Consider the following 25,205-nt stretch of genomic DNA (forward strand, 5'->3'; position numbering starts at 1 on the left):
TGTCCAGGTAAGAGTAAGGTGCGCAATGCGCACCCGGAGGAGGAGTGCGGACTAAACCAGCAAGCTAAAACTGCTCGCCGATAACTGGCCCGGCAGTATGCCCCCCAATATAGCCAAAGTCTGGTTAGTGCTGGCGATCGCGATCGCAGTTGAGCCGTTAGTTTCGGTTAACAACAGTTGACTGAAGTCCAAGCCTCCCACCAACTGGATCGAATCCAATTCTGGCGCAAAGTTGATAATCGTGTCAGTTCCCTGAATCGCTGCCAATACAAAGTCTTGTCGGTTGCTACCACCGATCAGGGTGTCATTGCCAATGCCGCCAAAGAGCAAGTCATCGCCGGTGCCACCAAAGAGTACATCATCGCCACTACCGCCCAGTAAGGTATTGTTACCGTCACCGCCGCAGAGAGTGTCATTACCCTCATCGCCAAACAGCACGTCGTCGCCAGCGCCTCCCAACATTACATCGTCGGCTTTGCCACCGTACAATACGTCATTGCCTTCGTCGCCACTGAGCGAGTCGTTGCCGCGATTGCCGTAAATCGTATCATTCGAGCGATCGCCAAAAATCAGGTCAAAGCCTTTACCGCCAAAGAGAGTGTCGTTATCGATGCCTCCGTAGACGGTATCGTTGCCCGTATTGCCATTGATGTAGTCGCCCCCCTGTAGGCCAAAAATCAAATCGTTGCCACCCAATCCGAAGATCGAGTCACTGCCGGCACTGCCCACGATCGTATCGTCGCCGTTAGGGCCATTGATCACATTACCCCGTGAAGGAGTTGCAGGCAGATTGGGAGCCACAATCCTGGGGAATGGATCAGGGCAAACCAAATCTGTCCCTACAGGTGTTGGCGTCGGCGTCGGTTCAGGAGTCGGCGTCGGCGTCGGTTCAGGAGTCGGCGTCGGTGCAGGAGTCGGCGGTGTTGGCGGCGTCGGTGCAGGAGTCGGTGGTGTTGGCGGCGTCGGTGCAGGTGTCGGCGTCGGTGTCGGCAGCGGCGTTATAGGTGTCGGTGTCGGTGTCGGTGTCGGTGTCGGCGTTATAGGTGTCGGCGTCGGGGAGTTCCCGAAGTTGATGCCGGTGACAATCTGACCCGAAGTCAGCGCGATGTCGGTGGGGTTGTCGGTGCTTTGGGTAAACCCAGATTTCTGGACTTCCCGGACGCGGTAGGTTCCCGGCGTTAGGTTCGTGAACAGATAGTTGCCACTGCCGTCTGTGGTGGTAGTAACAGGAACAATAGCAGGAGCTCCTGGGGTTGGAGCTGCGAGGTTGGTTAACACAATTTGGTAATCGGCTAAACCCGGTTCTCCAGCATCCTGAATCTTATTGTTGTTGGTGTCTCGGAACTTCAGACCTCGGATCGTGCCCGGTTGGGGCAGGAAGTTACCGAAGTCAATGCCCGTGATTTTATCTGCGGGCTTAACCGTAACGGGGGCGGGGTTAGGCGTCGTCTGCGTCCAGCCTGTTTGCTGGACTTCCCTTACCTGGAAAGTACCTGCGGGTATGTCCTTGATAGTGTAGTTGCCCGTGGCATCGGTGATGGTAGTCGGTTCGCCCTGCTCAAAGACGCCATCGGGATTGATACTGTCGAGGAATATTTGCCAGTTTTGCAGCCCCAGTTCTCCGGCATCCTTAACGCCGTTGTTGTTGAGGTCATTGAATTTTTGACCGCTGATGGTGCTCGACTGGAAGTTGCCGAAGTTAATGTTAACGATGTCTTGACCGCTGGTGACAGTGATATCGGCCGGGTTGGGCGTAGTTTGCGTCCAAGTATCCTGCAAGACTTCCCGCACCGTGTAGGTTGCTGCTGGCAACTCCAGGAATTTGTAATTCCCAGTGGCATCGGTGAGGGCGGTCGGTTCCCCGGTGTCGAGGGTGTCGTTTTTGTTGGTATCGAGGAAGAATTGCCAGTTGGCCAGTCCTGTTTCTTCGGGATCTTTAAAGCCACTGTTGTTGGCGTCGTTGAATTTCAGCCCGCTAATCGTGTTCGGCTTGAAGTTGCCGAAGTTGTTGTTTTGGGAGTCGGTACCGCTGGTGACGGGGATCGTAAACGCGCCCGGGGCAGCCGGAGCCGTTTGCGTCCAGCCGGTTTGTGGCACTTCCCGGACGTTGTAGGTGCCAGCTACCAGGTTGGTGAACTCGTACTTGCCGTCGGCATTGGTGACGGCGGCGTTGGTGCCAGTTTCGTTTGGTACTTGGTCTTGGACGGTGTTGTTGTTGGTATCCAGGTAGATTGTCCAGCCTGCTAGCGCTGGTTCGCCAGTATCTTGGACACCACTTTTGTTGAGATCGTTAAATTTGAGCCCGCTGATTTTGCCTAACTGGAAGTTGCCGAAGTTTGTGGGAGTTATGGTGTTAGTGATGTCTGTGCCACTGGTGGCAGTGATGCTGCCAGTGGGGGCAAGAGTTGGCAGCCAACCAGTCTTTGGCACTTCCTTTAGGGTGTATGTGCCGGGCCCAATGTCGGTAAATGTGTAGTTGCCGATGGTAGTTGTACTTTCGGTTTTTACCACTGCACCGGCGGCATTGAGTAACTGAATATCAAACAGAGTTGCCGGTGCTCCGTCTGTCCCATCTAGGACTCCGTTGCCGTCTTTATCCTCGAATTTGGTGCCTGCGATCGAGATGTTTTTGAAGTTGCCCAGGTTAACGTTCGGGACATCGACGCCGCTGAGGGGGGTGATGTTGGTAGGAGTGAAGGTTTGGGTATAACCTGGTTGGGCGACTTCTTTGACGACGTATTGAGCGCCTCCTGAGAGGGGGCCTACTGCCGCGAAAGTGTACTTGCCAGTGGCATCGGTGGGAACGGTTTGCAGAACTGCGTTAGTAGCGGAGTTAACTAACTGAATTTGCCAAGTGGTGCCTGCTGGCGGCGTTGTTTCGGTTGCCTCTTGGATGCTGTTACCGTTTTTGTCCTCGAATTTTTGACCGCTGATGATAATCTGCTTGAAGTTGCCGAAGTCTTGAGCGGGTGGATTTGCAATCCCCGTATTGTAGGGAGTAGCCGTCGCAATCGGTAGAGTCTGCTCCCAACCAGTTACCGGCACTTCTAAGATCGGGCTATTTGTCTTCGTATCGGGGATGGTGTAAGTACCGCCGAGCGCTACAATAACGCTATCTTCCCCTGGACTCAGGGCCTTGTCACCGTTCTCATCTACGAAAATCGTAAAGTTTTGGACTGGAGTTGTCGTGGTGGCATCAGCCCCATCTTTAATACCATTGCCATTGTTGTCATTGAATTTCTGACCGGTAATGGTGGGGCCGTACTCGTAAGCACCAACGTCAACAGTGGTGTTGACGGTGCGGGCAAACGGCTGACCGAACTGAGTACCCCGTTGGTCTGCGGTGAGGGCTACACCAGCCGTGTTGAGGGCGAGGGCAGGAGTACCAGCATTCAGGACGGTTGCAGGAATGGTTGCGGTAGGAGCGCCGATCAGCGCGTGAGTCAGGGCAAAACCGCCGTTATTTTTCAATACAGGGTCGAGCCAAGGTAGCGCAACACCGGTACCGATGAAGCTGGTGTTAATGGATGCTCCAATAACTTCACTCCCTGCTACTGAAGTATTGCCAACGACGAGGGTGTTGTTGAGAGTGAGAGTTCCGGCGTTGTTGAAAATTCCGCCGCCGCCATTGCTGGCATTCAGCAGAGGGGCGATGACTACTGCGGGGTCACTGGTGATCGTAGTGTTAGTCAGAGTTGCAGTTGCAGTAAGCTGGTTGAGAAAAATTGCACCGCCCAATCCCTGACCCGGGCCAGCGCCAGCACCGCCCGCAGCGCCACCTGTTGCTCGGCTGCTGCTGAAGGTGCTGTTGCTGACCTTCAAAGTACCGCTGTTGAGAAAAATCGCTCCTCCCAGACCAGCACCGCCACCACCAGCACCCGCAGCACCCACAGCACCAGCACCACCAAAGCCGCCAGTGCCTGGTGCGACACCACTGCCGCCACCACCCACAGTACCGGTGGTTGGTCCGAGAGTACCGCCAGCACCGCCATTACCGGCAGCGGTTGTGACACCGATCGCACCTGCCGCACCACCGGGGCCGCCGCCACCGCCCAGGGCACCAGCGCCGCCATTGCCGCCTGCGCCCCGCAGCGTCGCAGCATCGCCAGCACTACCGCCAACACCACCAGCACCGCCGCCGCCGCCGTTAACGCCAGCACCACCAGCACCGCCGGGCCCGCCAGGGCCTCCGGCACCAAAGCCTGGCCCCCCGGCACCGCCACTACCACCTGCTGCTCCACCGCCACCATCTCCGCCTTGGCCGCCTTGACCGCCCACAGTTGTGCTGGTAGCGCCTGTGCCGCCAGCACCGCCAGTGGCACCACTGCCCGCACTACCGGGAGTGGCACCAGTGCTAGTGGGAGTACCTGGGCCGCCTCCGATACCGGTGCCGCCTGAAGTAGTAAAGAATGCAGCTAAGCCACTGTTGCCACCAGCCCCGGTACTTCCGGCTGCACCCCCAGCACCGCCGATCGCTCGGTTGTTGCTGAAGGTAACATTATCAATGTTTACAGTGCCGCTGTTGATGAAAAGCGCACCTCCGACTCCCGCGCCGCCACCACCACCAAGAGTGCCGACAGTTCCCTGGGATAGACCATTGGCGATCGTCAGGTTAGAGAGATTAACTGCCGCACTGTTGTCAACAAAGAAAATTGGGTTGTTGTTCCCGTCGATCGTAATCCCAGTCGTAGTGCTGCCAACAAAATTTACAGGGGTTGCAAGTATAGGCAGAACTTGTCCCACTGGAAAGGTTATAGGAGCAGTGATGTTGATATCATCAACATCGGGCAGGACATTAGCAAAGAGGATGGCGTTCTTCAGGGTGGTGAAGTCGGTAGCAGTAAAGGTTCCTAACACGCCACTATATGCTTCCCTCGCCTCTTGGGAAAACGCCACAGCCGTCTCTATCTTCCCCGTAGTCACTTCCAACACCCAGTCTCCGCCCAGCGCTGCACTGCCGGTCAAGTTATCGGAAGCGGCAATATTTGCTCCTGTGAGCTGGCTCAGCCTTTCCACGAAGGCGACACCTGCTTCTGTGGCGGCGACGTTGCAACCGTAAAGTAAAATTTCAGGTTTAGCAGTATTTGAAGAGTTCGAGTTTGCTTCGGCTGCTGGCAAAGCAAACCATGTTTCTAAATAATTGCGGTAGCTTTCAATATTGCTGAGATTCAGTTCTGTGGTTCCCAGTTGCAAGCTGGCTGCTGCGCCGTGAGACAAAATGTGGACGGCTGCAATATTTGTCCGCTGCTTAAGTGTTTCGGCGATTTGCTCGATGCCGTCGCGATCGCCCTTCAGGATAACAACTTCTGTATCGGAATTCGCGGTTTCTGTTAAACTTTCGCAATCTTTAACTTGTGAATCTGCAAAAACTATCTGGTGTTTCCGTTCTTTATAGAGTTCCATGATTAAATTCCTCTGGTACACGCACACTAAATTCATAGCACAAACCAAACGCAGCAGCGATCGATCAAATTCCTCTGCGGATGCGAGTCGTTGGCAAAACCCGCCCCTATGGGGGCTACGCCAACGAAGTCGATCGCCCTAACTTTCACCTAAATGGAATATTGACAAAACCTTTTTTTTATGCTCCCCTAGGATATACTAAGTTAGTTTGATTCTGTAGAAGTTTTCCAGGCGGATATTGTTCCGGCTGTTAAAAAAATATTTGAGAAGACTGGCGCGCAGTTTTTGATGTCATTAGACTCGATAAAATACTACGTTTTGTCATAAATGTCAAGCAAAAAAAATAACTAATGGCGATCGAGCGTCATTAGTTAAAATTTGATGTTATTTGTTTACGGTATTGATGGCAACGCGAAGCTGAGCCTGTACCGCGAATAATCACCAATTACCAAGTTTCTTCATCGGGATGATTGGAATTGCTCCATATTTCCACATCTAAATCGTTGAGATAAATCAGAGCACTTTCAATCTGTTGACTTGTACCGTTAAGTTCCAAATCAAACCAACCATCATCGGAAGTTTTTACACCCAACAAAGCAGCATTAAAATTTACCGTCAAACCGTGTTCGGAAATCAGGTTAGAAATTACAGGTTCCTGATGGTATTCTTTAGGAACACGAATGCGAATGCGGGTTTGAGTTGGTCTGCTGTCTCCTGACTCAGTATGCGGGATATCTGATTCTTGGGTTTTGTGAAAATTGTCGATCGACTCAAATTCAGATTTGCTACTATTCTGATCTAACATTTCAGCCTCCTAATATTTACTTAAATGTAGGTTGCGTTGAGGAACAAAACCCAACTGTCAACTATCAACTGTCAACTGTCAACTGTCAACCTCCTTAATGCTAGTTTTCTTTTCCAAAATCTCCTGAAGCACGAGAGTAACAACTGCTAACAAACCGAGAACTACCGCAGCAGAAAAAGCCGATTGCGTCGCATATTGCTTGTAAGCATCCTCTACAAACAAAGGCAAAGTTTGGGTTTTTTTAGCAATATTTCCCGACACCACAGAGACGGCTCCAAATTCTCCCATTGCTCTAGCATTGGTCAAAATTACTCCGTAAAGCAAGCCCCAGCGAATATTCGGTAGCGTGACATTCCAGAAGATTTGCCAATCATTTGCTCCTAAAGTTTTCGCTGCTTCTTCTTGATCTGTTCCCACTTCTTCCAAAACAGGAATCACTTCGCGGGCGACAAAAGGTAGAGTGACAAAAGCAGTTGCTAGTACCATTCCGGGAAAGGCAAAAATAACCTTAATTCCGGCACTCTCCAGCCACGGACCGAACCATCCCAAGCGACCGTAAAGCAGTACAATCATTAAACCTGCTACTACGGGAGATACGGCAAATGGCACGTCTAAAATGCTGATTAAGAGTGTGCGTCCCCGAAATTTGTTGCGGCCGATAACCCAAGCTGCACACAAACCGAATACCGTATTTACAGGTACAACTATCAGTGTAATCAGCAGGGTAAGTTGTGCTGCTGACAGAAAATCTGGTGAGGTTAAGTTGCTAAAAAATGGTTCTACTCCCTTTTTAAAAGCTTGGTAAAAAACGTTGAGAGCTGGAATAAATAAGATGAGTCCAAGATAGACGATCGCAATTCCGATCAAAGTTGGTTTTACCCAAGCTTTTTCTTTTTTTCGAGCTGAACCACTAGGTGGAAAATTGTACTCTTTCGATAAATTTAGATCAGCCGTCATAGCGTCTTCTCCATGATTGTAATAAATTTATAGCGAATAACATTGTCAGGGAAATACCTAACATGAAAGTGCCGATCACCGTGGCTCCTGCATAGTCGTACTGCTCTAATCGCTGGAAAATTAATACAGGGGCGATTAAATCTTTAAACGGTATATTAGAAGCTACTATTACAGTAGAACCGTACTCGCCCACCGCTCGCGAAAATCCGAGGGCAACTCCGGTTAAAATTGACGGAAACAGTGGCGGTAAAACTACTCGCCAGAAGGTTTGAAATTGAGAAGCACCCAAGCACCAAGCTGCTTCTTCGATGTCTTTTTCCATTTCGTTTAAAACTGGCTGTACAGTCCGCACGATGAAGGGTAAGGAAATAAAGATCATTGCTACGCCTACGCCTAAACGAGTGAATGATATCTTGATTCCTAACGGTGCAAACAGCCCGCCGATCCAGCCGTTATCGCTGTAAACTGTGGCGAGGGTTAAACCTGCAACTGATGTCGGGAGTGCAAAAGGTAAATCGACTGCTGCATCGACAATCCGTTTTAAGGGAAAGTCGTAGCGGACTAATACCCAGGCAATTAATGTGCCGAATACTCCGTTAATTAATGCGGCAATTAATGCGGTAAAAAACGTGACGTTGTAGGCGGAAAGGGCGATCGGGCTTGTGGCAATTTTCCAAAATTCGACGGGGTTTGCTGTGCTGGCTTTTAGCAGCATGGCTGTGACTGGCAAAAATAGCATGAGGCTGAGGTAGCCTATGGTGATTCCCCAAGGTAGGGTGATTTTGCCGATCGCTCTTTTGATGTTGGCGATCGCAGATTGAGAGTTGGTTGCTGGAGATGATACTGTCATAGGGTGATTTTTAACCGCAGATGAACGCCGATAAACTCCGATTTATTCGTTCCCAAGCAGAGCCTGGAAACGAGTAACGAGTAAGTAATGACTGCGAAGGGGTAATTCAGGAATTAGCGTTTAATTGAACCTTGGATTTTGTCAAAAGCGGCTCCGTCATCAAAGAATTTCTTCTGAATTTCTCCCCAACCTCCTAAGTCTTGAGCTGTAAATAGGGTTTTGACGGGGGGATATTTTTGGACAAATTCTGCTTCTGCGGCGACTGTCGCATCTATTGGCCGAAAACCTGCTTTAGCAAATTCTCGCTGAGCTTCTGGGGTGTAGAGAAACTTGACGAATGCTTCGGCGACTTCGCGGGTGCCGTGTTTGTCCACGTTTTTATCGACGATGGCGATCGGATTGTCGATCGACACATTCACGTCTGGAATAATATAAGTCGGTTTTTCGCCTTTCTGAGATGCCAGAATAATCTCGTTTTCGTAGTTAATTAAGGCGTCACCTTGGCCTTGTTTGAAAAATACGTCGGTGGCTTCGCGGGCGTCTTTGGTCAGGATGGGAACGTTTTTGTAGACTTTGCTCGTAAAATCTAATGCTTTGGTGTCATCGCCTCCGGTTTTGACAACCGAGCCCCAAAGTGCTAGGAAATTCCAGCGAGCCACGCCTGATGTTTTGGGATCGGCGGTAATCAATTTCACTCCGTCTTTGGCTAAGTCTTCCCAATTTTTGATGTTTTTGGGATTGCCTTCGCGGGTGACGATGGCTGCTACGGATTTGCTGACGATGCCTTCGTTGGGCACTTCTTTTTCCCACCCGGGCCCAATGAGTCCGGCTTTCTCGATTTTGGCGGTATCGAGGGCGAGGGCTAGGTGCACGATGTCGGCTTCTAATCCGTCAATTACGGCTCGGGTTTGGGAACCGGAACCGCCGTAGCTCTGGTTAAAGCTGACGGTTTGCCCCTTTTCTTTTTGCCACTGTTCAACAAATTTGGGAATTATCGCTTCGTGGGCGGCTTTGGTGACGGCGAAGGAAACGAGGGTTAGTTCTATGTTGCCTTTGTTTGCTCCTGGGCTAGCACCAGCGCCGGGAGTGGCTGCGGGGTTGCTGGGGGTTCCCTGCTGGCAGGATACAATGGCCAGACTTAAAGTTATTCCTACTAAAAATAGGGACAGGAATCTTTTGAGTGAAGTCAACGATTGATTTTTGCCTCCTGGTGACTGTTGCGCTCGGTGAAATTGTTGAGTTAGGTGTTGCCGCTGGCTCATTATATTTGTTCCTCTACAGAAACTACGGTTATTAGGTCGGAATACCGTAATTATGGTGGTGAAGTACGATTATAAACAGGCGCAAGTAAAAATAGCAACAAAAAAAATGAATTGGGGGGGCTCGCGATCGATCGACTAATCCTCAAGTCTTACCATCCGTGGTTTTGAACCAGATTCGCGGTAAAATGTAAACCGTATAAATACGATGATTGAGTCAAGGTGCTAAGCCTGCACGATAACGCCTTACGGATGCGCTGGCTCCTCGCCCAAATAAGCGCGATCGCGGCAAGAGTCCCAGCGGGAGACGCCTGACTCGCGCGATCGCCCCCCAAGTAAGAAAAAGTTTTAACTGGTATGTCATTACCCCGCCCCGTCTCAGACACCCTAATTGAACTGTTGAAGCCTGTAGCCTGCGAATTGGGAGAAAGATTGGGAGCAAGCGCTATTAACGAGCGCTATGCAGAAATTGAGCCGTCTGGTTCTTCTGCTTTGAACCAGCAAATCAAAAAAGACCCCCGCTGGATTAAAGCACAAGTTAAATATTTGCAGCGACAGCAGGCCCGAGAACAAGAGTTAATTGCGATCGCCAGTATAGAAGAAGAAAGGCTAAAGGAAGAACGCGCTAATCGAATTAAGGCAGAAGAATTGAAAGATCAGCGGGCTATTAGCCGGCTTGGTCGCGAGTTAATGCGGGAGATTCAATCAGAAGCAATTCGAGTTAAGCTCAACGAAATTCAAATTATTTGGGACAGGGACAACTGGTTTTCTAATTTGAGCAGACAGGAAACTGAACAGATTTTGCAGCAGCAGCAGCACCGATTGCTGTTGTTAGTTGCTCCGGCAAAAATTAGCCAAGATTGCCCGGATTCGTTTCGCCACAATCTGAATATCGAACTCCCGGCTAAGTTGAGAACTTTTTTGAACCAGTATTACCCCCCGCACGGAGAATCTTGTCCGGTTCAGTTTTACGGAGATTATTTCAAAAACGCGATTTCTGATATTGATGTGGAGCGGTTGCAGACTGTTTTGTCTCCTGTACCAACTGCTATATTGTACAGCGATATCAGCGATTATGAAGTTAATTTTCATGTCGGTTTTTGGGGAATTATTAATCAGAGCGTTTCCCTAGTGGCGATGCAGCCTTGGAACTGGGAAGAGGTTTATCACCAGTTGGAGGCGGAGGGGAAAGATGAAAAGCTGAGCCTGCGGATTATTCGGCAAATAATTGTGACAATTCATAAGTTACTGGCGGCTTTTTTAGCTGATTTGTATTATTTAAAGATAGATTTTACTTACGAACCTCAGCTATTTAATTTAGAGGCGGAATTTGCTCAAGAATGGTTTTCTAAAGATTGGGCGTTACCGTATATGGAAACTCTTAAAGAAATTCAGGAGCAGCAGCGAATAACCTATAAGGGAGAGATGCGGCGCCTGGCGCTGCGAGAGGCGAAAGCTCGGGCGGAACGCAAGCGTTTGGAAGAGGCTGAACTCAAACGCAGAGAGGAAGCTGAGGCGGTAGCTAAGCGGGCGAAGGAGTTAGCTCACAAATTTAAAAATCTGAAATGGCGGTGCGCATACACTCTGCCGGGACATTCATCGTTTGTGAATTCTCTGGCGATTAGTCCTGACGGCAAAATTCTGGCTAGCGGCAGTTGGGATAAAACTATTAAGATTTGGAAGTTAGAAACAGGGGAATTAATTGGCACTCTGACGGGACATTCCGATCGCGTAAATTCTGTGGCTATTAGCTCGGACGGAAAAATGTTGGTCAGCGGCAGTTCGGACGAAACAATTAAGTTTTGGAATTTGTATAACGGTGATTTATTGTGTACTTTTCCGGGACATTCTATGGAGGTGAATTCGGTGGCGGTTAATCCGAAGGGCCAGCTAATTGCTAGCTGCGGTGGGGCTGATAATGCGATTAAGCTTTGGAATTTGCGGACTGGTGAGTTGCTACGGACTTTGAGGGGTCATGCTGACAATGTGAATGCGGTGGTTTTTAGCCCGGATGGTAAGATATTGGCGAGTGGCAGTTCGGATGCGACGAGCAAGGTTTGGGATGTGGAAAGTGGTAAGTTACTGCGGACTCTTTCGGGTTTGAGTGTTGGGGTGAATTCTGTGGCGATCGCGCCGGACGGTCAAACTCTTGCTAGCGTCAGCAATGATTATACGATTAAGCTGCGGAATTTGCATACGGGCAGTTTGTTGCGGATTTTAAATTCTAATTCTGCGAGGGGAAAGGGTGTAGCGAATTTAGGCATGAATGAGGCTGTGCATATTTTGCGGAATTATGTGAGTCGGGGCGATTCGGTGGCTATCAGTCGAGACGGTTTGACTTTGGCTAGCGGCTGCGATGATAATACGATTAATATTTGGAGTTTGCAGACGGGGGAGCTGTTGAGCACTCTTAAGGGACATTCGGGTACTGTATACTCGGTGGCGATCGCACCTTCGGGCAATTTACTCGCCAGCGGCAGTGGGGATGAGACGATTAAGATTTGGCGCTGCGATTAGACAGTTGGCAGTTGACAGTTGGCAATATTCAGAGCCTGTCCGCTAATTAACACAATACTTGTACGGGCGGGTTCACCAACAATCTATAATTCCCACTCACAATCTATATAAACCCGCCCCCACCACGCGACTAGATATGATTTGAGATTTTGGGGCTAGAAACCGGGTTTCTGGGAAAATTTGGGTTGAGTGACGAGAAATATCGGAAGAAACCCGGTTTCTGGAGTATAGGTGCGTCCAAAACTCTCAAACACGACTGCGGGATTTAGCTCAAGAGAGGACAATTCCGGTTTGTCCCTTACGGGGATGGGTTTTGGGCGAATTTGAAAAAAAGTTTGCTGGGGGGGTTGCGCTAATGGCGATAAGTTTGCTATATTAATTTTCACTGCTGGTGTAACTCAGTTGGTAGAGTAGCTGATTTGTAATCAGCCTGTCGCAAGTTCGAGTCTTGTCACCAGCTTATTTAATGAAATAAAGGCTAGATAAAATTTCTAGCCTTTATTTTTTTTGTCTCGTGTCTCAAGGCGTTTGTCACCCGCCTCAGCAATTTTGATTTTTAAGGTAATCTTTTTTCCAAAAATAGAAATATCGAGAGCTAGAGTGAATCGGGCGATCGCCAACTAGAGTTTCTGATTATCAAGTTTGATTAAATCTTAGCAACTAAAGTTAGCAAGTTATTCTACACTAACTTTGTCAGCAGTTTACCAGAGTAGTAAAATGTCCCCTTGGGTAAAAGATCCACATTCAGGAGGAGTGAAAATCCCTCCGGCAGTTCAAGAACGGGTGAAGCAGCGTATTCTCGATTATGCTGCTGCTAACTACGCTGGTAAATACACTCGCCTAGGCATTCGCTTTCGCAGTCAGTTTTGTTACATTGATGCCTATACAGAACCTGAGATAGCCCTAGATTTTCCGAGCAAAGAGCTTGGCATATCTCGTGAAGAATATTTAGAACAAAGGCGAAATACCCCCCTTCACCTGTGTCGGCTGCGTTACTTTAGTGATGAAGAAGCTTGGACTCTGGGGTTTTACGCCTATAGCAGTGAAAAATACGAGCCTTGTATGTTCCCAAATGGTAGTTTCTACGGTACGCCTGAAGAAGCCTTTGAGATATCTTCTATGTACTTGGTATAACCCAAAATGAGCGAATATCAATATTACGAATTTCAAAGCGTCGATCGACCTTTGACTCAATCAGAACAAGAAGCAATCAGCAAACTCTCTAGTCGCGCACAAATAAGCTCTAGTAGAGCTATTTTTCTTTATAACTATGGAGATTTTCCGGGTCAAGAAAAACAAGTATTAATCAAATATTTCGATGCTATGTTTTACATAGCTAATTGGGGATCGTTAAAGCTAATGTTTCGTTTTCCCAAAGGTTTGATTGATATCGAACTGATGCAAAAATATTGCGTTGAAGATATAGTTGAGGTTTCGGAAATTAATGATTTTGTCATTTTAGAAATTTCTATTAATGAGGAAGAAGGTTTTGATGGGTGGATAGAAGGAGAAGGAAATTTATCCTCTTTGATAGGTTTGCGCCAGGAAATTTTGCAGGGAGATTATCGTTTACTTTATTTGGCTTGGCTGAAAGGGATTACCTATCTTGATGAACTCGACGACGAAGATGAAGATGAGCGAGATGATGATGATGAAAATGATGATGAAAATGATGATAAAGAAGGACTAGAGCCACCTGTTCCTCCTAATTTCGGTAAGTTATCTTCATCGTTACAGGCTTTTATCGATATTTTTGAAGTGGATGAGCATCTACTGAAAGCTGCAATCAGTGCGAGTGTTACTAAACCTTCAATTCCCGAAAGTAGCATCACAGAAGCTATCAAAAAACTTGATCGTTCTGAAGTTGATACTTTATTACTGCGGTTACTCAAAGGAGAATCTAATCTCTCTATTGAATTGCGTAACAAATTATCAGCAATGATAGAAGTTAAGCAAGATCAGAATCCCGGTAAACGAACAATTCGTCAGCTTTTAGCAAGCGCAGAAAAGGAAGAAAAACAGGAAGAAGAAAGAAGAGGAAAGGAAGCTAAAGCTGCACGAATTAAAGAGTTAGAAGCTTTGGCTAAGCGAGAAACGGCTGTTTGGGAAGATATAGACGCTCTCATTCAAAAAGGAACTTCTAGCTCTTATGATGAAGTAGTGCCTTTACTTTTAAAACTCCAAGATTTAGCGGAGTATCAAAAGCAAACAGTTAAATTTTTCACACTGGTTCAACAACTGCATAATAAATATAGCAGTCGCTCTGCATTGAAAAGACGTTTGCTTAAGGCGAATTTATTATAATCGAATACGCTTGGGTTAACGGTTTGTATAGCCCGGAGATTCCCCTAAATCCCCCTTAAAAAGGGGGACTTTGATGCAGCTTTTGTCCCTTTTTTTAGCTGGGATCTGGCTTAACTGAACCGTATTGCATTTTACCTGACAATTTGACCTAACACAGCGCAGGCTTTTTTCAACCAGGCGATTGTTGCTGCATCAAGTACGGGTGAGAGTTTCTCGACTACCGAAGCGTGATAGTTGTTCAACCATTGTAATTGAGTCTTTGACAGCCGATCGCCATTTATCAATTTCCTTTCAAACGGAATATACGTCAGCGGTTCAAATCCGTACCAAACCGAACCGTTTTTTGAGGGCATTTCCCTGACAATATAGAGATTTTCGAGACGAATTCCGCCCCATCCCGGTTCGTAATATCCCGGTTCGATGCTTGTCACCATTCCCGATTCCAGCGGATATTGGACAGATTTGCTGATGCCGTTGGGCCCTTCGTGAACGGCTAAAAATACGCCGACTCCGTGCCCAGTGCCGTGTCCGTAGTCTAGCTGTTGTTGCCATAATACCGCACGGGCGATCGCATCTAACTGCGAGCCCGTTGTACCTTTAGGAAATTGCTGCGCTGCACAGTTGATGTGCGCGATTAAGACTGTGGTGTAATGTTCGATTTGCAGCGCCGTCGGTTCCCCGACAATCATGGTTCTGGTGTCGTCCGTTGTGCCTGCTAAATACTGTGATCCTGAGTCTAGCAGCAGCAATTCTCCGGGTTTTAGCGTGATTTCGGGGCTGGGAGTGCCGTAATGTACGATCGAGCTATTTGATCCAGCACCTGCGATCGTTCTAAAAGATAAACTCTGAAAATCAGTTTCTTGCTGATAAAAACCTTCGACAGTTTCTTTAACATCAAACTCTGTCAATACATTACCATTTTCAACCTGCTCTGTCAACCACATTAAAGTCAGAGTTTTCGCTCGACTTGCCTTAAAATTAGCCGATTTCATCTGCTCGATTTCCACCGGATTCTTCCGAGCTTTCATCCCTTCTATAGGATTCGGCTCAAAAACTATTTCGATGTTATTTTTAGCTTTTTGCTGGTCTAAAATTAACTGGTACGTGCCTGCTGTGCTGTGTTTCGAGTCCAATAGCACCCGAATTTTTTTCGGCAAACTGACACAAGATACTAAAGTTGACGGATAGTCTGTGTAGGGAAGCAAAGTTATATCTGCCGATATTTCTTGCTTGATTTCTAGTGAAACTCGTTCAGGATTGGTAAACAAAAACGCTGCATCTGTGGTGACAATCGCATAGGATATAAAAATTGGAATGTTGGGAATATCCGAGCCTCGGAGATTGAACAGCCACGCTATTTGATTCAGGTTACTAATCGGCAGCACGTCGATGTTAGCTTTTGCCATCGCTTCCCTGACTCTGGCTAATTTTTGGGCCGCCGTTTCTCCAGTCAGGGTTGCTGGCAAGCTAAAGATGGGAGATTCGTCAATCGCGGGTAAAGTCTCTACTGTTTGTCGAACTTTGTCTGCTAAATTCTCCCGGATTGATACTAGCTCAATTCCAGCAGTTGCAAATTTATTCACCCATTTTTGATATTGCTCTGTTGATACAGTAAACGGATCAAAACCAAATCTAATTTTAGTTGATTTTGGTGCAGATTCTGCCAATTTTTCTAAAGTTTCAATTAAACTTAAATTTTCTTCTAAGCCAAGTTTAGATATTTGAATAATTCCCGTATCGACTTGTAACTCCGCTTGTTCGTAATAGCGAGAATCCACAAACAACCAAGCAGAATCTTTGCCAACCAACAAATCTCCGGCGGAACCAGTAAAACCTGAAATCCAAGCTCGTCTTTGCTTAGCTGCTGGGACTGATAAATTAAAATGTTCGTCAACCGCTGGGATGAAATAGCAATCTAAGTCATTTTTTGCCATCATAACTCGCAAATTGGCAAGTTTAGCTGAGATTGAATCTTGATTATTTTGAATAGCTTTGAAGTTACTTGCAATCATATTTTATGCTCCTAAAATTGTCTTCAAACCTTTAACCAACCTACTAATTCCAGCCGCCGCTGTTTCAGTTTCCATAGCACCGTAAGCAACCCGCAAATAGCAGCCACTATCCATCCCGAAGGTTGTACCGGGAAGCACTGCTACGCGATATTCGCGAATTAATTTTTCTACTAATTCCATTGTATCGAGCTGTGTGTCAATTTTCAAGAAAAAGTAGAAAGCTCCACAGGCCGGGGAAATTGTACACAGATTTTGGATTGTATTGAGTTCGTTTAATACGAGTTGTCGCACAGATGCGATCGCCCTTACATAATTATCGCAGTAACCTCTACCAACTTGCAAGGCTCCCAGGGCTGCATATTGAGAAATTACCGGCGGACAAATTAAGATGGTATCTTGAATTTTCCTCACTGAAACCAGCAAATGTTCTGGGATTACCATATACCCGATGCGCCAACTCGCAAAACCGTAGGCTTTAGAAAGGCTAAACAGGGAAATTGTATGTTCGTTGCTATGGGGAAAAGCTGCGGGGGAACAGTGTTTAACGCCGTTATAGGTAAAATATTCGTAGGCTTCATCGCTGATGTGATAGATATTGTGTTGGCGGCAAATTTCGTTAACTTCCCGGAGTGCTTCGGCGGAATAAACTACACCAGTTGGGTTATTGGGTGAAATTGTGACGATGGCGCGAGTTTTATCGGTAATTGCTTGTTTGATTGCAGGGATATTAAGTTGATAATTAGCGTCAGTTTCTACTATAACTGGGCGGCAATTTGCCATGACTGCTGCCATTTCATGGTTGAAATAATAAGGTGATTGGATAATAACTTCGTCTCCCGCTGAGGTGATGGCAAGAATGGCGTTGGTAAATCCCATATTGCTGCCTGCGGTGACAACAATGCAGTTTTTATTGTTAATTTCTATGCCGTTATCTGTTTGGAGTTTGGCTGCGATTGCATCTTGTAATTGGGGAATTCCTTCGACGGCTTTGTATTTATGATTGTCGGGATTTGCGAAGAATTCGGGGATTTTGTTAAAGGATTCTTGGGGCGGATTGTAGTAAACTACGCCTTGTCCTAATGATATTGTTCCCGGATTTTGCCGGATTAGTTCGCCTACTACTGGGATGATTGGTGATTGTACCAATTGCATTCGAGTTGGGTGAATTTTCATAGAATTTAACTCTATTTTTAGGATAAAATTTGTTTGTAATCAGATAAGACGCGGTTTCAACCGCCCTGTCTTCTAAACTCTTTCAACTTCTATTCTAGAGCCTTGCGGTGACTTAAACACTTTAACTTGTGCGGGCAATCTTTCGCCCAATCCTTGAACGTGAGTAATCACTCCAATCAGCCTTTCTCGCTGCCGCAAAGATTCTAAAATCTGAGTAACGCTTTCGAGAGTTTCTGCATCTAATGTGCCAAATCCTTCATCGAGAAACAAGCTACCCAATTGAGCTCCTTGAGACAGTTTTTCTGATAAAGCTAAAGCCATTGATAGGGAAGTTGCAAAGGTTTCGCCGCCGGAAAGGGTGCGGACTCGTCTAGCTTCGCCACCATTCCAATTATCTGCTACCCAGTATTCGCCATCTTGGTTTCTCAACTTGTAGCGATTGTCGGTTAATTCTTGCAAAATTAAGGTGGCGCTGCCGACTAATTCTGCTTCTAAATGTTCTAAGATGTAGGATTGAAATTCGTTTGATTTCAGATTCTGCGCTAAGGTATGATAAGTTTGCTCTTGTTCTGCGAAGTTTGTGATTTGCTGTGACAGTCTTTCGGCTTGTTCGAGGGTTTGGGCGGCTACTTGAATCCACGCTAAAAGTTCGGCGCGGTTGTTGTTGGCTTGTTTGAAGTTTTCTTGGGCGGTGTGTTTTGCCGATCGCACTTGTGTTAAAGTATCTTCATCAGTAGTCCTGCCTGCGATCACCTCACTCAAATCCTTCGCCCGCGTCTCCAACTGAATTTTTGACTCGCGCATAGAGCGAATCGCATTTTCCCACTGCAATTGTTCACTAACGGGCGCCACCGCTGCTAAAAATGTCTCTTCTGTAAAATCAACCGCTGTTAATTTTGCTAACCAATCCTGGTTTAACTGCTGTTTACTGGCTTGCGCCTGTGCAAAAACTTCTCCAGCTTGTTGCTCTCTTTCTGCTGCTTGAATAGCAGTATTTTGAGCAGTTTGATAAGATTTTTCCGCAACTTTTAGCAGATTTGCCAACTCTTGCTTCTCTTCTGCCAAGGCTTGTGCTAAATTAGCATAAGATTGATATTCGGTAATTTGATAAAGCGCGTTGACACAACTTTGCAACTGCTGCTGTCTGCGGTCAAATTCGGCGATCGCATCTTGATATTCTTGCTGTTTAGCAGCTTTTGTAGTCCCTGCAAAATTTAATCTTTCTTCGTAATTATTATACTCCAAGGATGCAATTTGAAATTGCTGCTCGGTTTCTCGGTATTGGCGATCGCTCTCTTTAAGGATTGCCAACTCCTGCTGCAACTGCGACACTTCCCATTCTTGCTCCTCCAGAATCTTCGAGATTTGCTGCTGCAATTCGCCAACTCTGTTCGCCGTCAATTCCAATATTTTAGCAATTTCTGACTGTTTTTGCTCGCAGGATGAAACTGCGCTTTTCCCCTCAGCCACCGCCATTTGAGCAGATTGAAAAACCTGATTTGCTGCCGCCAGTTTCCGGCGCAAACCAGCGACATCTACAATCTTAGAAATCGGTAAAGGAGGGAGCAAATCGCTCTCAGGATGCACCCCCCCACACACCGGGCAAGTATCGCCAGAATTCAACGACATTCTGACAGCAGCAACAGTCTCTAAACGCGCCGCTTCCGCATTAGCAGTTTCCGCCGCTTCTAACTCACCACCGCACTCTTTGAGCCGGATTTCTGCCGCTGCTAAATTAGTGGCAACTGCGACATAATTCTGTTGAGCGCTTTCTTTTTCTGCCAGAGACTTATCCAACATTTCCTGCTGACTTTTTCCCTGCTTGGCAATAAGCTGAACTTCCACCAATAAAGGTGCAATTTCCTGCAACTGCTCTAAACGCTTTCCTCCCGGCGAATACTGTTCGAGCAGTACCGCTGCTCTAGTAACTCGAAAACCCGCACTCTGAATTTTAGTGTTAGTAGCTTGCAATTCTTTATCTGCTGCTTGGAAAAAGCGGAGTTTTTCCTGTTGTATTTTTTGGGCGATTGCAACTTCTTTTTCTAATTGAGTGCGCTGTTCTTCATATACTTTAGCAGCAGCCAGAGCATTTTCGCGAGCCTTAAATTGTGGTGCTAGTGCCTCTGCTTTGGCTTTAGCCTCGTCAAGTTGCTGTTGTTCTGCCGCCAACTCGCAGCGAGCTTTAATTAATTGTTCCCGCGCTGATTGAGCGGCTTTTTCGGCAGTTTCATGCTGACTGCGAGCCGATCGCACTAAAGCCCAATCTCCCTGTAAATGATTGGCAGCTTGCGCTCTTTCCAAACGCCGTGCTAAAATTTCAATGTCGGCGGAACTCGCATTTAACTCAGCCAATTTTTGTTGCAACTCTTGCCAACGAGCGATTTGTGAAAATAGCTGTTCCTCTTCGTCTAACGCCTTCTGAGCTTTCATCACGGCGCGCTCGAACTCAGGTAACTGCTGCTCTAAAATTCCAAGTTGCGATCGCTTTAGATCTACCTCATCCACCGTCGGCGCGGTCAAATCAGCCAACTGCCTTTCCACCATTTCCCGTTCCTGTTTCAGCAACTTTGCGAGCTCATTTGCTTCCTTCCGCATCTGCTCAAAAATCTCAAATCCGGCTAGCTGCCGCAAAATTTCCCGGCGCTTAGAAGTATCCCCTTTAATAAACTCATCAAACTTTCCTTGAGGCAGAATAATTGCTCGCGTAAAAGTATCAAAATCCATCCCCAAAATCTGTTCGATCGTATTTTGAACAGCAACAATACTCGTTCCCAAAGTTTCCCACTCGCCGTTTTGCCAGAAGTCCAAAATCACCTTATTTTCAGGAGTTTTTGGACGAAAACGCCATGTCCGCGTCACCCGATACTGGGCAGAACCCACAGCAAAACGCAACTGCACCTTTAAATTTTTACTACCTTGACTTGCCAAATCACCTACTTGCTTGCCGCTGCGAGTTGTCATCCCAAAAAGTGCGTAAGTCATCGCATCTAGCAGCGAAGATTTGCCCGCACCTGTAGCACCAGTAATTGCAAACAAATCGAGTTGAGAAAAATCTAAACACTGTTCCCGGCGGAAGCTGGTAAATCCTTCGAGTAAAAGTTCTAGTGGACGCATAAAAGATTTTAGATTTTAGATTTTGGATTTTAGATTGTGGAATTTGATGATTATGTTGTCATTGCGAGGAACGAAGCAATCGCAAGATTTGAAAATAACAGCGACAGGATAGCTTCGGACGCAGTATATATCCCAATACGGTTCACTTAACATATTTATGCCCCGGAGATCCCCTAAATCCCCCTTAATAAGGGGGACTTTGAGGGCATTCTTGTCCCCCCCTTATTAAGGGGGTTAGGGGGGATCGAGACTCGACTACTTAACTATTAACTGTTTCCTTAAACTTCTTATACAAATCCTGAAATCCCTCCAATACAGCGGGTTGCGGAGTCGTTCCCAAGCGGTTTTGATAATAGTTGCAGAACTCTGCCGCCGGATCGAAATTATTGGGATCGATATTAGTGTTCTCTGTGGCTTCTAGCAGTGCATCCCGATAGCGCGGCTCAATTAACAGCGCTTGAGAACAGATTTGGCGGACGCGATCGGCTAATCCGATTTGCGGGCTATCCAGTTCGACAATTACCTTCAAGTAACCCGGATGATATTGATGAGCTTCTAAAATTTGATCGAGATTGTCATTATCACATTGAAGCACTTTTAACGGCTTGTGGCAAGCCACAGGTCTAAATTCTACCTTAGCCTGACTTCCAGGCTCAACTTCGATCAAGCAAAATCCTTTTTCCTGTTCCGCTTCTCCGAAATCTAACTGAATCAAAGAACCGGAATAATAAGCTGGGGAATTCTTACCAATGCGCTGGTGAATGTGGATGTGTCCGAGGGCGACATACTGAGCTTCCGGCGGCAGAGTTTGCGATGACAGCAGGTATTTTTCTCGCGTGTAATAAGCGACTTCGGATTTAGCCAAGCGAGCGCCGTCTATGCTCATGTGTGCCATCAGCATATTCACCGTATTGTCGCGAAAATCTGTGGTTAAATTTTGCAGTAAATCTGCTACAATTTCGCGGTAATCTTGGCGGCGGTTAGCGTCGCCGGAGTGCCAGAGAGAATTAGCATCTAACAATCTTTGTTCGGAAGCAAAAGGCATTGCTCCCACGCACAGTTTACCACTTTTTGTATTGAGAGTAATCGTGCCACCGTCTGCCGATCGCCTGGGTTTACCTAAAGCGCGAACGCCGGCGAGGGAGAGCAATTGGGCGATGCTGTCGATGCGGGATGCTGAATCGTGATTACCGGCGATCGCAATTGCGGGAATTCCGGCAGCTTGGAGTTCGCAGAAAAAGTGATAGGCAATGCGTTCAGCGTAGGCTGGAGGGTTGGGAACGTCAAAAATGTCTCCGGCAACCAACACAGCATCGACATCTAGCTCTTTGGCTTGTTTCAAAATCTGTTCCAGGGCGATCGCAATTTCGGAAGTGCGATCGATCCCTCGAAAACGTCGTCCCAAATGCCAGTCAGCAGTATGAATTATTCGCATAGTAAGAAGAAGGAAGTTCGACAGTTGACAGTTGACAGTTGACAGTTGACAGTAAACTTGAGCGCGAGCCGTATTTTATGTTTAATTAGGTAAATTGATAGTGGATTTATCTATAAAGTGTACAAGTTCATTTCATACGGGATGTATTCTATGACTTATCTTCAACCGATTGGCGGTTAACTCGAATCAGCATACCTCTCAAAGTTTCCAGATTAGCAATAGCCTCATTAATCCGCGCCGCCTGTCGCTCTCTATTTGAATCATCTTTACAAACAATGATACCAGCATGGTCTGGCTGTAATGTATGCAGCTTGATAAAATGACGGCGATTGAGCGTTAAAATAGCGCGATTAATACTCAATGCAAAAGCTAATACTTCTTCATCAGGAATTTTTTGATTAGCATTTCCTGCTTCCTGTACTGTCAGGACATCGTGATCTAAAGTCCTTAGAAATTCCACAACTCGCTTTGGATATTGTTCATCTGCATAAAAAAATGCCACTTTTCAATCATCCTCATTTTCTTGAATTGCTGTTTCAATCTCGTCAGGATATGCCTCAGCATAAGCCCAAGCATTTGCCAAGTCAGCGGCACGCAGAGTCGAATAATCTTCTAACAGTTCAGATTCCGAAATACCTAAACGGCGAGCATTCACCAGCACCCAAACAGGAATGCGAGTTTGTCTGATGCAAGCATCGCCACCACATACGCCAGGAGTCTTTAGAATTCCAGACCAAAAGTTGGTTAAACTTTGGGCTAAAAATTGTATAGCTTGAGTCTTTTCCTCTGGACTTAACGCCAGGAGCTGTGGTTGCAATTCTTTCAGTGTCATATTCGTAATTAGTGAGGAAAATCTACGTTTTGTCACCATCAAACTATTCTAGCACTTGCTACCCCAAATTTAATTCAACATATTTAACGGTCAATCGTAGGGTGCGGCGCACCAAAGCGGAGAACAGAATTAATTATTCGCATAGTATAAGTGAATTTTAGACTCGATGTATTCTATGACTTATCTTCAACCGATGGGCGGTTAACTCGAATCAGCATACCTCTCAAAGTTTCCAGATTAGCAATAGCCTCATCAATCCGCGCCGCCAGCCGCTCCCAATTTTGATCGTTCGTGCATACAATAATCCCATTATGGTCAGAACTCAACTTGTGCAGTCGAATAAAATCGGGTCTGTTAAGTGTCACAACTGCACGATTCGTGCTAACAGCAAAAGCTAGAACTTCATCATCAGGTATCTTTTGATTTGCCTTCCCCGCTTCTTGAACAGTCAGGACATCATGCCCCAAATTGCGGAGAATTTTTACAACCGGAAATGGGTATTGTTCGTCTGCATAAATACGCACCACAGTTTATGCCTCTTCTTGTTCTAGAATAGCTCGATCGATCTCATCTACGTGTGCCTCTGCATAAGCAAAAGCATTTACCAAATCGGCCGCACTCAGATCGGGATGACCTTCTAAAATATGAGCATCGCTAGCACCTTGACGGCGATAACTTATCAACAGCCAAACAGGAATCCGCGTTTGTCTGATACAAGCTTCGCCGCCCATTACGCCAGGATTCTTTTGAATTCCTGACCAAAAATTGGTTAAACTTTGGGCTAAAAATTGTATCGCTTGAGTCTTTTCCTCTGGACTTAAAGCCAGGAGTTGCGGTTGTAATTCTTTTAGTGTCATATTCGTAATTCGTACTAAATGGTAAAAAAATATGTTTTGTCACGATCAAACTATTCTAGCACTTTCTATATAGATTTTTTCAACATATTAGACCTCTTGCAAAAATAGGAACGGGCAAGATGCCCGTTCCACAAAAATATTTCTTTTCTGTGGAACGGGCATCTTGCCCGTTCCAAAATTTGATTAAAAAACCTTTTAAAAGATATATTTGGAAATGCAAGTTGTCTGGCTTGCATTTTCAAATATAGAGCTATGTAATTCATAATTTTTATTCAAACAATATAAAAACGTGCCACTTTTCAAATAACAATCTAAATCAACACATTCATTCAACAGGCTTTACATCGTGAAACCGAGTATAATCTACCACCCGCCCACCATCCGGCATTCTCAGAATAATATCTACAAACCGCATATTCCAGACAATTTCAGCAGCTACAAAAGAATGCCGCGCGTGAATAGTTTGCGAAACAGTGTCGTCAATTCCCGTTAGCGTAATCACAATTTCTGCTTGCTGCTCAATCAAATCTATCGCAGTAAGTTGGTACAAAGGACTATTCTCATCAATTGCGTGCATAACCGTCCAAGTTAATGCAAAAATAGGAGATTGACTCCGCATTAATTGCAAATCGTAAAAACGCCGCATATATTCTCCTTCCGGTGTTACCTCGTCGCGGATCAAAGTAGCTCTTTGCTGCGCTTCTAAAATTTGATTGAAGCGCTGATTTCCCGTGCGATACATGAGAGTAGGAACGCCATTAAAAGGAGCGATTACAGCTACGCGGCTGAAGATAACTCTAGCTGTTGGTCGGGAAAATCGCGAAAAAGCTAGTCCCGTCACCATTGCCACTCCCCACAAAGCATAAAACGCTTCGATCGCGACTATAGTATTAGCGTAATCCGTGCGCGGATACATGGCACCGTAGCCGATTGTTGCCATTGTTTGCACGCTGAAATAAAAGGCATCTTTGAAAGAACCGGGCCGTGCGTTAGCAATGCAATCTCCTCCCGCCAAGTAAGCTAAGGCAAATAAAGAATTCGTGAGTACATACGAGAGACAAATCAGAATGAAAAATTGCGGCCAAGAAAGAGTTAGCAGCCTGTGGTAGAGGTCGGCAAAATGCAGGCGAGGTACTCCCAACTTGACAATATTTAAGGTGAATTGTCCTTGTCGGCTGACTAAACGAGGCAGTGGCGGGCGGTTGCGGTGAATTTTCATTGCGATTTGTAACTGCGGCTGTGTCAAATTGTAACTATTACTTGGAGCCGGAAAACTTATCCTTTAGACTGATGTCTAATTCCAAAAATTAAGATAAAAGCGGAGTTTAGAAATGGTTGAGCTTAACTGGCATGACTATCTCGTTATAGTTTCTTTTGTGGCTTCTATTGCGGGTCTAGTCCTGCTGGGTGATAATCGCAACTCGCAGCCAACTGACGATTCCCTACGGGATAGCTTCGCCGCGCGCACTTTGAGCGAAGAAATCCTGATCAAGATGAGCTTTACTTACTGGATAGTGTACTGTATTTCTGTTTTTGGGCTGAAACTTCACTTACCAGAGGATAGCTGGTTGTTGCTCAGTTTGAAGCTAACTACTGTTCTTTCTTACTTGTTGACTGCTTCTAGCATCCTCAGCCTGCCGCTGCAACGCATGGCTGTTCGACAAATTGAAGATTAACAAAAGGTTTT

The 25,205-nt window shown here is 46.4% G+C and carries 18 protein-coding genes and 1 tRNA gene; 5 read left to right on the forward strand and 14 right to left on the reverse strand.

The genetic code is table 11. From position 1 onward, the window contains the following. Positions 1 to 51: 51 nt before the first annotated feature. The 5 genes from QUB66_RS05495 to QUB66_RS05515 form a co-directional block, all read right to left on the reverse strand. Complete coding sequence (locus QUB66_RS05495) at positions 52 to 5,403, reverse strand: SdrD B-like domain-containing protein (RefSeq protein WP_332966729.1); 5,352 nt, start codon at positions 5,401 to 5,403, stop codon at positions 52 to 54. 445 nt (positions 5,404 to 5,848) lie between these two features. Beyond that, on the reverse strand, positions 5,849 to 6,208 hold the full coding sequence (locus QUB66_RS05500) for an NIL domain-containing protein (protein ID WP_265235491.1): 360 nt from the start codon (positions 6,206 to 6,208) through the stop codon (positions 5,849 to 5,851). Between the two features lie 78 nt (positions 6,209 to 6,286). Next, on the reverse strand, positions 6,287 to 7,165 hold the full coding sequence (gene cysW / locus QUB66_RS05505) for a sulfate ABC transporter permease subunit CysW (RefSeq protein WP_332966730.1): 879 nt from the start codon (positions 7,163 to 7,165) through the stop codon (positions 6,287 to 6,289). Beyond that, complete coding sequence (gene cysT / locus QUB66_RS05510; protein WP_332966731.1) at positions 7,155 to 8,015, reverse strand: sulfate ABC transporter permease subunit CysT; 861 nt, start codon at positions 8,013 to 8,015, stop codon at positions 7,155 to 7,157. The genes cysW and cysT overlap by 11 nt, the downstream gene beginning before the upstream one ends. Positions 8,016 to 8,128: 113 nt before the next feature. Beyond that, positions 8,129 to 9,277, reverse strand: coding sequence for a sulfate ABC transporter substrate-binding protein (locus tag QUB66_RS05515; protein ID WP_332966732.1), 1,149 nt, complete (start codon positions 9,275 to 9,277; stop codon positions 8,129 to 8,131). A 354-nt stretch (positions 9,278 to 9,631) separates the two neighbouring features. Between QUB66_RS05515 and QUB66_RS05520 the strand changes: the two genes are divergently transcribed. From QUB66_RS05520 to QUB66_RS05535, 4 genes are all read left to right on the forward strand, one after another. Beyond that, positions 9,632 to 11,791 (forward strand): serine/threonine protein kinase, encoded by a 2,160-nt coding sequence (locus QUB66_RS05520; protein ID WP_332966733.1) that lies wholly within the window; start codon positions 9,632 to 9,634, stop codon positions 11,789 to 11,791. Between the two features lie 387 nt (positions 11,792 to 12,178). Beyond that, positions 12,179 to 12,251: transfer RNA gene (locus QUB66_RS05525), tRNA-Thr, on the forward strand. Positions 12,252 to 12,508: 257 nt separating this feature from the next. Beyond that, positions 12,509 to 12,925: a hypothetical protein gene (locus tag QUB66_RS05530; RefSeq protein ID WP_265235486.1), complete on the forward strand. Its 417-nt coding sequence runs from the start codon at positions 12,509 to 12,511 to the stop codon at positions 12,923 to 12,925. 6 nt (positions 12,926 to 12,931) lie between these two features. After that, positions 12,932 to 14,095, forward strand: a complete 1,164-nt coding sequence (locus tag QUB66_RS05535) for a hypothetical protein (protein WP_332966734.1) — start codon at positions 12,932 to 12,934, stop codon at positions 14,093 to 14,095. 131 nt (positions 14,096 to 14,226) lie between these two features. On the opposite strand, the gene QUB66_RS05540 is transcribed toward QUB66_RS05535, so the two are convergent. The 9 genes from QUB66_RS05540 to QUB66_RS05580 all read right to left on the reverse strand — a co-directional run bounded on the left by QUB66_RS05540 (position 14,227) and on the right by QUB66_RS05580 (position 24,737). Then, positions 14,227 to 16,107 (reverse strand): M24 family metallopeptidase, encoded by a 1,881-nt coding sequence (locus QUB66_RS05540; RefSeq protein ID WP_332966735.1) that lies wholly within the window; start codon positions 16,105 to 16,107, stop codon positions 14,227 to 14,229. Between the two features lie 3 nt (positions 16,108 to 16,110). After that, a complete protein-coding gene (locus QUB66_RS05545; protein WP_265235483.1) occupies positions 16,111 to 17,280 on the reverse strand; it encodes a pyridoxal phosphate-dependent aminotransferase in 1,170 nt (389 codons plus the stop codon). A gap of 72 nt (positions 17,281 to 17,352) precedes the next feature. Further along, complete coding sequence (locus QUB66_RS05550; RefSeq protein ID WP_332966736.1) at positions 17,353 to 20,394, reverse strand: SMC family ATPase; 3,042 nt, start codon at positions 20,392 to 20,394, stop codon at positions 17,353 to 17,355. Between the two features lie 259 nt (positions 20,395 to 20,653). Next, positions 20,654 to 21,829, reverse strand: a complete 1,176-nt coding sequence (locus QUB66_RS05555; RefSeq protein ID WP_265235481.1) for a metallophosphoesterase family protein — start codon at positions 21,827 to 21,829, stop codon at positions 20,654 to 20,656. Positions 21,830 to 21,977: 148 nt separating this feature from the next. Next, positions 21,978 to 22,331, reverse strand: coding sequence for a DUF5615 family PIN-like protein (locus QUB66_RS05560; RefSeq protein ID WP_332966737.1), 354 nt, complete (start codon positions 22,329 to 22,331; stop codon positions 21,978 to 21,980). Between the two features lie 3 nt (positions 22,332 to 22,334). After that, positions 22,335 to 22,661, reverse strand: coding sequence for a DUF433 domain-containing protein (locus QUB66_RS05565; protein ID WP_332966738.1), 327 nt, complete (start codon positions 22,659 to 22,661; stop codon positions 22,335 to 22,337). A 173-nt stretch (positions 22,662 to 22,834) separates the two neighbouring features. Then, on the reverse strand, positions 22,835 to 23,185 hold the full coding sequence (locus tag QUB66_RS05570; RefSeq protein ID WP_442923470.1) for a DUF5615 family PIN-like protein: 351 nt from the start codon (positions 23,183 to 23,185) through the stop codon (positions 22,835 to 22,837). A 6-nt stretch (positions 23,186 to 23,191) separates the two neighbouring features. After that, positions 23,192 to 23,518, reverse strand: a complete 327-nt coding sequence (locus tag QUB66_RS05575; protein WP_265235477.1) for a DUF433 domain-containing protein — start codon at positions 23,516 to 23,518, stop codon at positions 23,192 to 23,194. Positions 23,519 to 23,843: 325 nt separating this feature from the next. Then, complete coding sequence (locus tag QUB66_RS05580; protein ID WP_265235476.1) at positions 23,844 to 24,737, reverse strand: ion channel; 894 nt, start codon at positions 24,735 to 24,737, stop codon at positions 23,844 to 23,846. A gap of 112 nt (positions 24,738 to 24,849) precedes the next feature. Between QUB66_RS05580 and QUB66_RS05585 the strand changes: the two genes are divergently transcribed. After that, positions 24,850 to 25,194 (forward strand): hypothetical protein, encoded by a 345-nt coding sequence (locus QUB66_RS05585; protein ID WP_332966739.1) that lies wholly within the window; start codon positions 24,850 to 24,852, stop codon positions 25,192 to 25,194. The last annotated feature ends 11 nt before the right edge of the window (positions 25,195 to 25,205 follow it).

This window comes from Microcoleus sp. A2-C3, assembly GCF_036706065.1.
Classification (GTDB): domain Bacteria; phylum Cyanobacteriota; class Cyanobacteriia; order Cyanobacteriales; family Microcoleaceae; genus Microcoleus.

Bases quoted from the DNA above. Each gene is read 5' to 3' on its own strand.
- QUB66_RS05495 (WP_332966729.1), bottom strand. From the start codon at position 5,403: ATGGAACTCTATAAAGAACGGAAACACCAGATAGTTTTTGCAGATTCA.
- QUB66_RS05500 (WP_265235491.1), bottom strand. From the start codon at position 6,208: ATGTTAGATCAGAATAGTAGCAAATCTGAATTTGAGTCGATCGACAAT.
- cysW (WP_332966730.1), bottom strand. From the start codon at position 7,165: ATGACGGCTGATCTAAATTTATCGAAAGAGTACAATTTTCCACCTAGT.
- cysT (WP_332966731.1), bottom strand. From the start codon at position 8,015: ATGACAGTATCATCTCCAGCAACCAACTCTCAATCTGCGATCGCCAAC.
- QUB66_RS05515 (WP_332966732.1), bottom strand. From the start codon at position 9,277: ATGAGCCAGCGGCAACACCTAACTCAACAATTTCACCGAGCGCAACAG.
- QUB66_RS05520 (WP_332966733.1), top strand. From the start codon at position 9,632: ATGTCATTACCCCGCCCCGTCTCAGACACCCTAATTGAACTGTTGAAG.
- QUB66_RS05530 (WP_265235486.1), top strand. From the start codon at position 12,509: ATGTCCCCTTGGGTAAAAGATCCACATTCAGGAGGAGTGAAAATCCCT.
- QUB66_RS05535 (WP_332966734.1), top strand. From the start codon at position 12,932: ATGAGCGAATATCAATATTACGAATTTCAAAGCGTCGATCGACCTTTG.
- QUB66_RS05540 (WP_332966735.1), bottom strand. From the start codon at position 16,107: ATGATTGCAAGTAACTTCAAAGCTATTCAAAATAATCAAGATTCAATC.
- QUB66_RS05545 (WP_265235483.1), bottom strand. From the start codon at position 17,280: ATGAAAATTCACCCAACTCGAATGCAATTGGTACAATCACCAATCATC.
- QUB66_RS05550 (WP_332966736.1), bottom strand. From the start codon at position 20,394: ATGCGTCCACTAGAACTTTTACTCGAAGGATTTACCAGCTTCCGCCGG.
- QUB66_RS05555 (WP_265235481.1), bottom strand. From the start codon at position 21,829: ATGCGAATAATTCATACTGCTGACTGGCATTTGGGACGACGTTTTCGA.
- QUB66_RS05565 (WP_332966738.1), bottom strand. From the start codon at position 22,661: ATGACACTGAAAGAATTGCAACCACAGCTCCTGGCGTTAAGTCCAGAG.
- QUB66_RS05575 (WP_265235477.1), bottom strand. From the start codon at position 23,518: ATGACACTAAAAGAATTACAACCGCAACTCCTGGCTTTAAGTCCAGAG.
- QUB66_RS05580 (WP_265235476.1), bottom strand. From the start codon at position 24,737: ATGAAAATTCACCGCAACCGCCCGCCACTGCCTCGTTTAGTCAGCCGA.
- QUB66_RS05585 (WP_332966739.1), top strand. From the start codon at position 24,850: ATGGTTGAGCTTAACTGGCATGACTATCTCGTTATAGTTTCTTTTGTG.